Here is a 6,225-nt window from a genome sequence, read left to right as displayed (position 1 = left end):
ACCGCCGCCACACTTGCGAACCACGCCGCTACGCGGAGGTTTTCAAATGAGGCAACGTATCCGGCTACGCGGAGGTTTTCAATGAGTCAACGCGCCCACTACAAGATCCTGGTATCCGGTGTAGGATCGGCAAACGAACACCGGGGGTGACATTTAGCTCCGCGCAAGTCCGGTATGTACCACTGCAAATCGCACCTGCCAGCCCCTAATGCGCCAGCGGTCTGGTCTTAGCAACCGATCCTTTGCTGAGGTGTTCCTCCGGACAACGGTCCTTTGGATCTCATCCCGCGTGTAGGGCAAGCGCGGCTACCTGAAAAGCCTCGAGTGCCATGCCTACAAAGGCCAGGACCCCACCCCCTGTCGGCCACGGTTGCGGTCCGGTGAGTGGCCGGCGCCTTCTAGCAAGCGAAGGGGCCGGCTTCAGCCACCCGCGCGAGCTATCCGGGGATGAGGTCGAATTCGTTGCCGTCAGGGTCGGCGAACGTCACCCAGTTGCCGCCGTTGTCCGCGAGGGCGGTGAGTTGCGTAGCGCCGAGACCGAGAAGCCTGTCCGACTCGGCAGTGAAGTCGCCGGCCTTCAGATCGAAATGCAGCCGATTCTTGACGGTCTTGGGCTCCGGGACCTTGTGGAACATCAGCACCGGGCTGCCGTCGCCTACGGCGACCGCGGCGAACGTTTCGGATGCGCCCTCGTTCACGGTCCGTCCGAGCGCGCCGGCCCAGAACGTCGCGATCGCGACGGCGTTGTTCGTGTCGAAACTGACTCCGAGAATGGTGGTTGTCATGGTTTGGTTCCTTCGTTCGTTTTTTGGTGTGTGAGCCGCTGCCCTGCCGTGAGGGCGGCGTGCCGGGGTGATTCAGACTGCGGTTCGACCACCGTCGACGGCGATGACGGCGCCGGTCACGTAGCTGGCGCGGGGTGAGGCCACGAAGCCGATGACGTTCGCGATTTCTTCGGGCACTGCTGCCCGTCCCAGGAGGGTGGTCTCGCCGAGGGCTTTGATCCTTGCGGGATCGGATGCGGTGTAAACCGGTCCGGCAGCGATAGCGTTCACGCGCACTCCGCTCGGGCTGTATTCGGCGGCCCATGAGCGTGTGAGGGCGACCAGGGAGAGTTTCGTGGCGCCGTACGCCGCCCCGCCGGCGAGGCCGACCAGTCCGGCCATGCTGGCAAGGCTGATGATGCTGCCCCTTCCCTTGGCTGCCATCGCCGGGGCGAAGGCGGAAACGAGCAGGTACGGTGCGCGCACATTGGAGTCGAACAGCGCGTCGAACTTTCCGGCGTCAAGGTCGACGGAGGGCCCGAACCAGGAGAACCCTGCGTTGTTCACGAGGATGTCAACGTCACCGGCTTCGTCAACGAGCTCCCGGACCCCCTCGGTCGTGCTGATGTCGGCTCCCACAAACCGCGCATGGCCACCACCGAGCTCGATCTCTTCGAGGACCTGGACACCGCGGTCGACGTCACGTCCATGAACCAGGACGGTCGCGCCCTGGGCCGCGAGCTGGACGGCAACCGCCCGCCCGATGCCCGAGGTTGCCCCGGTCACCAGGGCCGTTTGGCCTTCGAGGTCTCTGATCTGTGTATCCGACATTTCCTGCTCCTTGTATGTACCGGTCTGTCTAATAGAAGATACTTTAGACCGCCCTGTCTAAATCTGCAAGGCCGATTTAGACAGATCGGTCTGATATAGTTGGGAAATGGTCGAGAAAGCTGAAAAGAAGCCGTCGCCGAGGCAGAAGCTCCTCGCCGCGGCGGACGAACTCTTTTACAACGAGGGCGTCCATGCGGTAGGTATCGATCGCATCATCGAAAAGGCGTCCGTGGCCCGGGGGTCGCTCTACTACAACTTCGACGGCAAGGACGACCTGATCAAGGAATACCTGCTCGGACGCCACGCCGCATGGACGGCTCGTGTCGATGAAGCTGTCGCAGAGTCGAAGGATCCTGGCGAGAAGATCCTCGCGGTGTTCGATGCGCTCGGCACGTTGTTTGCCGAGCCCGGCTACCGCGGGTGTTCGTTCATGAATGCTGTCGCCGAGGCGCCGACCGACGGACCGGAGATCAAGGCCGCCGCCAACTATCGATCCTGGTTACACGAACTCTTCGGCGACCTCGTCGCAGCGCTGAACGTGCGACATCCGCAGCAACTGACAGAACAACTTGTAGTCCTCTACGACGGCGCGGTCACCGCGGCACAGATGGACAAGTCACCCCACTCCGCCGCAACCGCAAGAACTCTCGCCTCGATGGCCGTGGAGTCCTCAACCTCCAGAAGCCGGGCGGCGCAGTTGGCGGTGTAGACGCCCGCTCGGATTCCCGGAACCGCCATTTGAAGCTGCAAAAAACCGCCAAACGAAGTTAACAATCACATTTCAGAGCGCAGATCATTGCCTGGCCTGTCCGGTGGAGGACCGGCTTACGGACGCTCGGGTCGTCTTGTAACACGCACACCGATTCGTCCGAATGTCGCAGTTCGTTTCATTTGCTAGTTGCAGAAGTCTTTGTTTAGTTGAGGATCGGCGCGCCGCGCCGAGACCGTTGGTAATCCTGAACGTCAGCTGCGCTGTGTAGGTTCAGCTGTGGGGCTTGTCTCGGGCCATCCCTTCCGGGGAACCCATCCCTTCCGGGGAACCGATGACAGCAGGCGAATCTCTGGTGTTCGCCGGCAACGGATTCCAGTGTCCGCTCACGCAGCTCGCCAAACACTACGGGGCCGAAAGCGGCGCGGTGACGGACATTTACCTTCCGAAATGGTTCGCCCACAACATGCCGGCCATCCATGTTCCGCTGCTGATAGTCATGGCCTACCTGCATATCCGGAACTGCCGACGCCGATAGGCGGCTGTCCGGACGCCTTCAGGCATTTCAACGAAGTGCCCGGTCAGACCGAAGAGTCCGGTGGGGGACCCGCTTTCGGGCTCAGTTTTGCGTCATGAGACCAAGGCCTCGGGTGCTCTCGTCGCGTTGGTTCCCGTTCGGAGCGTGAAGGTGACTGTGGTGCGTGAATCAGCTGGGCAGGACTCGCCCGATCGGCTCTTGGCTCCGAAGAGATGGACTGCACGTAACCCGCTTGAGCGCCACGAAGTCGATTCACAGCAGTGTCCGCGGGACCAAGTGCCCTAGTGGTTCGGGCGCCGGAAAGCGATCCTGAGTTTATCCAACCCCTGAGATGGAGCAAATGATGGTCAAGACCTGCCGGCTCGACGGTTCGCAACGCGCAGCCAATTTGGTTTTCGGATTGTTGACCACACCCGGGTCGGGGGCTGCCTGTCGGAATTGGCTGCGCAACGCGCGGGCACATCCCAGCATCACATTGAGCAGGGGACGCCGGACGGAGACGATGACTGCCTGGCCGGCATCCGGGGTCGAAGTTCTGTCGGTCATCCGACCCTGCATTCGCACCGTGCCGGCCACCGGCCCGTATAGGAGCGTCACGGCCGACTCCTCAGACGAGAAAATCCAGTTCGAAGCGGTCAGCCACCCCATGTTTTGCCTGCAGCCGGTCTAGCACCATGGTTTCCGACGCAAGCGGCATAGTCTCGCGCCGCTCAGTTGTGCGGGGTCTCGGGTTGGGGGGCGCCACGATTCTGGTGACTGCCGCGGGGCTCGTCAGCTACCGCGCTTTCGACAACGGTGTGATGGATGCTGGATCCGGCGCGCCCTACGACGCCTGGACACACTGGCGTACCGACCCGACGCCGGTGGGGGCGGTCGGTGCGGCGATCCTGGCCGCGAGTCCCCATAATCAACAGGGCTGGGCTTTCCGCGTGACCGCGCAGGCAGTCGACGTGTTCGCAGATCCGACGCGGGAGATGCCTATGACGGATCCACTTCGGCGGGAACATCACGTCGGTCTCGGCTGCGCCATCGAGAATCTCGTACTCGGGCTGCTGGCCCGTGGGTATCACTCAGAGGTGATTTTGATGCCCTCCGCGGCCGATCCCACTCATGTGGCGTCGGTCACGTTGACGTCTGTGGAGGCGACATCCTCATCCCTGCACGATGCCATCGGGGACAGGCACTCGAATCGTGGACCGTATGAACACGGTCAGGTTGCGGATGCGGTGCTTGGCGAATTGGCTGGCCCCACCGGGGATGGCGGCGTCCGGGTTCACTGGCTCACCTCGACGGCAGAGAAGAAGGCCTTCAGCACGATCGTGATTGAGGCCACCCAGGCGATCATTGAGGATCGCGGCCAGTCGGAGGAGTTCTTCATCCGGTTCAGGAACAACCGTGACGACATCGACCGGTTCCGCGACGGCGTCACGCTCGACGGACAGGGACTTGCCCCGCTCACCCTCACCCTCGCCAAGCTCCTGCCCGCCTATTCACGTGCTGAGGGTGACCAGTTCTGGCTTGACCAGACCCGCACGGTTCACACCGCAACGGCAGCCGCTTTCGGTGTTGTCACCGTCACTGATGCCGACGACCCCCGGCTGCGGCTGGCCGGTGGCAGGCTTCTGCAGCGGGTTCACCTCGGTGCCACCTCACGAGGGCTGGGAATGCAGCACATGAACCAGGTCACCGAACGGATCGATCGCGAACACGAACAGAGCCTTCCCGCGTCATTTGCGCCGCGCCTACGGGAGCTTCTGCCCGCCGGAGTTGTGCCGTTGGTCGCGTTCCGACTCGGGACTCCGGTACGGACATCCCGACCCAGCCCTCGGCGTCCATTGAAAGATGTGGTTCTGTGAACGGGATGCTGCTACGCCAGCGAACCGCGCTGTGGCTTGGGGTCGCGGGCGCTGCTCTCGGTCTCGTCGCGGGGGTAGTTCAGGCCACCCTGGGAGCCCAGATCCCGGAGTGGAGCGGCTATAAGAACAACCCATTCGGACTGGGCGTGCTCACGGTGAGTCTGTGTCTCGTCGCACTCGTCGGCGCGGTCACCCTCGGTCGAATTCCGCTCCCCACGCCGCACCGACTGGCGGCGGCGATGGGGCTGCTGATCCCGGGGCTGCTGTGCTTCACGACGGTGGGGGTCCTCTGGTACCTGCCCGGCGGACTGTTGCTGGCAGCGACGGTTCTCGCGGTCAGAGCGGGGGAGACACACGAGTCACGTCACTTCGTTGTGACGCATTGGCTTTCTGGATTGGTGAGCGTGCTCGGCCTGTTCGAATTGATGCTGGCCGTGGGCACGGGTGCGGGCTGGATGGCCGCAATCGGAATCGTTGGCGGCATCGCCGTGGTCCTCGCGCCATGGGTTCCCTCCAAACTGCTGCGAATGACGCTGCTTACCCTTGGCACTGTGCCCTTCGCACTCCTTACCTGGTGGAGCATCGCGAGCCCGCTACTCGCTGTCATTGCCTTAGGACTTGGTGCCGTCGCCACCCGGCGGAGAACTCCGGTCCTCGCCACGGGAAGGGACTCTTAGGCCATCGAGCATCCACGATTGGATGCCAACGGTCGCCAGGACTGCGGCAGTGATTCTGTCGCGCCGGACCCGCCCGAGAAAGCACCCGTTGATCCTTCCCCTGCGGGCACCCGATCTCCGACAAATCGGGAATCCGAAACACCGCTTGACGCCACGGTCACGGCGCGGACGCACCGCTCAGGGATCCCCTTACGGACAACGGTCAGTTCCTCTGGTCACCGGGAGAGATTCGTAATACGATTGTCTGCATGGAACGCAAGATGCATGGACGGGAGGTCTCGGAGGCCGAGATCGATGGGTGGGTCGAGGAAGCCGAGGCCGGTTACGACATTGAGGAGCTGAAGGCGCGGATGGGGCGCCCTGCCAGGGGCGCGGAGGCGTCTCAGGTCGTTCCCGTAAGGCTGACGGTCGAGGAGCTTGCAGCGGTGATGGCCCGGGCCGAGCGCGAGCACCTTAACCGGTCCGAGGCGATCCGCGCCGCACTGGCCGCTTGGTCGCACGTGGCGTGATCGTCCGCCGCTCCGCACACAAGCACGGGATCAGCTCCGCTGACGGGATCGAGGCGGCAGCATGGCCGCTGGTATCAGTTCCCCTGGATGATGACGAACCGCGCAGGTTCCTCCGCCTCGGCTTCGACACCCACGGCCGGCTGCTGGAACTCGTGGTGCTCGTCTGGGACGACGGTAGCGAAGAACTCATCCACGCGATGAAATGCCGCCCCCAATACCTCGGGATGCTCGGCTAGCACTGTCTCACCAGAGCATCGACACCGACTTCGATTGCGCGCTCACCGATCCTCGAACGGGATAACAGGGAATTGTTATAGAGCCGGATCGCAGGGACATCGTCG

At 63.1% G+C, this 6,225-nt stretch carries 9 protein-coding genes; 6 read left to right on the top strand and 3 right to left on the bottom strand.

The features are described 5' to 3' along the window. Positions 1–437: 437 nt before the first annotated feature. On the bottom strand, positions 438–785 hold the full coding sequence (locus ABH924_RS11770; protein WP_234750916.1) for a VOC family protein: 348 nt from the start codon (positions 783–785) through the stop codon (positions 438–440). Between the two features lie 72 nt (positions 786–857). Further along, on the bottom strand, positions 858–1,595 hold the full coding sequence (locus tag ABH924_RS11765; RefSeq protein WP_404498983.1) for an SDR family NAD(P)-dependent oxidoreductase: 738 nt from the start codon (positions 1,593–1,595) through the stop codon (positions 858–860). Between the two features lie 106 nt (positions 1,596–1,701). Between ABH924_RS11765 and ABH924_RS11760 the strand changes: the two genes are divergently transcribed. Beyond that, on the top strand, positions 1,702–2,304 hold the full coding sequence (locus ABH924_RS11760) for a TetR/AcrR family transcriptional regulator (protein ID WP_234750918.1): 603 nt from the start codon (positions 1,702–1,704) through the stop codon (positions 2,302–2,304). A gap of 334 nt (positions 2,305–2,638) precedes the next feature. Next, entirely contained in the window at positions 2,639–2,842 is a 204-nt protein-coding gene (locus tag ABH924_RS11755; protein WP_234750919.1) for a hypothetical protein, read from the top strand. A gap of 315 nt (positions 2,843–3,157) precedes the next feature. Here the strand turns inward: ABH924_RS11755 and ABH924_RS11750 are convergent, their stop codons facing one another. Next, positions 3,158–3,388 (bottom strand): hypothetical protein, encoded by a 231-nt coding sequence (locus ABH924_RS11750; protein WP_234750920.1) that lies wholly within the window; start codon positions 3,386–3,388, stop codon positions 3,158–3,160. Between the two features lie 128 nt (positions 3,389–3,516). Between ABH924_RS11750 and ABH924_RS11745 the strand changes: the two genes are divergently transcribed. The 4 genes from ABH924_RS11745 to ABH924_RS11730 all read left to right on the top strand — a co-directional run bounded on the left by ABH924_RS11745 (position 3,517) and on the right by ABH924_RS11730 (position 6,120). Continuing rightward, positions 3,517–4,698 (top strand): Acg family FMN-binding oxidoreductase, encoded by a 1,182-nt coding sequence (locus ABH924_RS11745; protein ID WP_404498980.1) that lies wholly within the window; start codon positions 3,517–3,519, stop codon positions 4,696–4,698. Next, positions 4,695–5,375, top strand: a complete 681-nt coding sequence (locus ABH924_RS11740) for a hypothetical protein (protein ID WP_404498978.1) — start codon at positions 4,695–4,697, stop codon at positions 5,373–5,375. The genes ABH924_RS11745 and ABH924_RS11740 overlap by 4 nt, the downstream gene beginning before the upstream one ends. Before the next feature lie 248 nt (positions 5,376–5,623). Next, positions 5,624–5,884 carry a ribbon-helix-helix protein, CopG family gene (locus ABH924_RS11735; RefSeq protein ID WP_234750923.1) on the top strand — a complete coding sequence of 87 codons (261 nt, stop codon included), beginning with the start codon at positions 5,624–5,626 and terminating at the stop codon, positions 5,882–5,884. Further along, entirely contained in the window at positions 5,866–6,120 is a 255-nt protein-coding gene (locus tag ABH924_RS11730) for a hypothetical protein (protein WP_404498976.1), read from the top strand. Before ABH924_RS11735 ends, ABH924_RS11730 begins: the two co-directional genes overlap by 19 nt. Positions 6,121–6,225: the final 105 nt, after the last annotated feature.

The organism is Arthrobacter sp. GAS37 (genome assembly GCF_044908325.1).
Lineage (GTDB): Bacteria > Actinomycetota > Actinomycetes > Actinomycetales > Micrococcaceae > Arthrobacter > Arthrobacter ramosus.
This window is presented reverse-complemented; position numbering and strand designations above follow the sequence as displayed.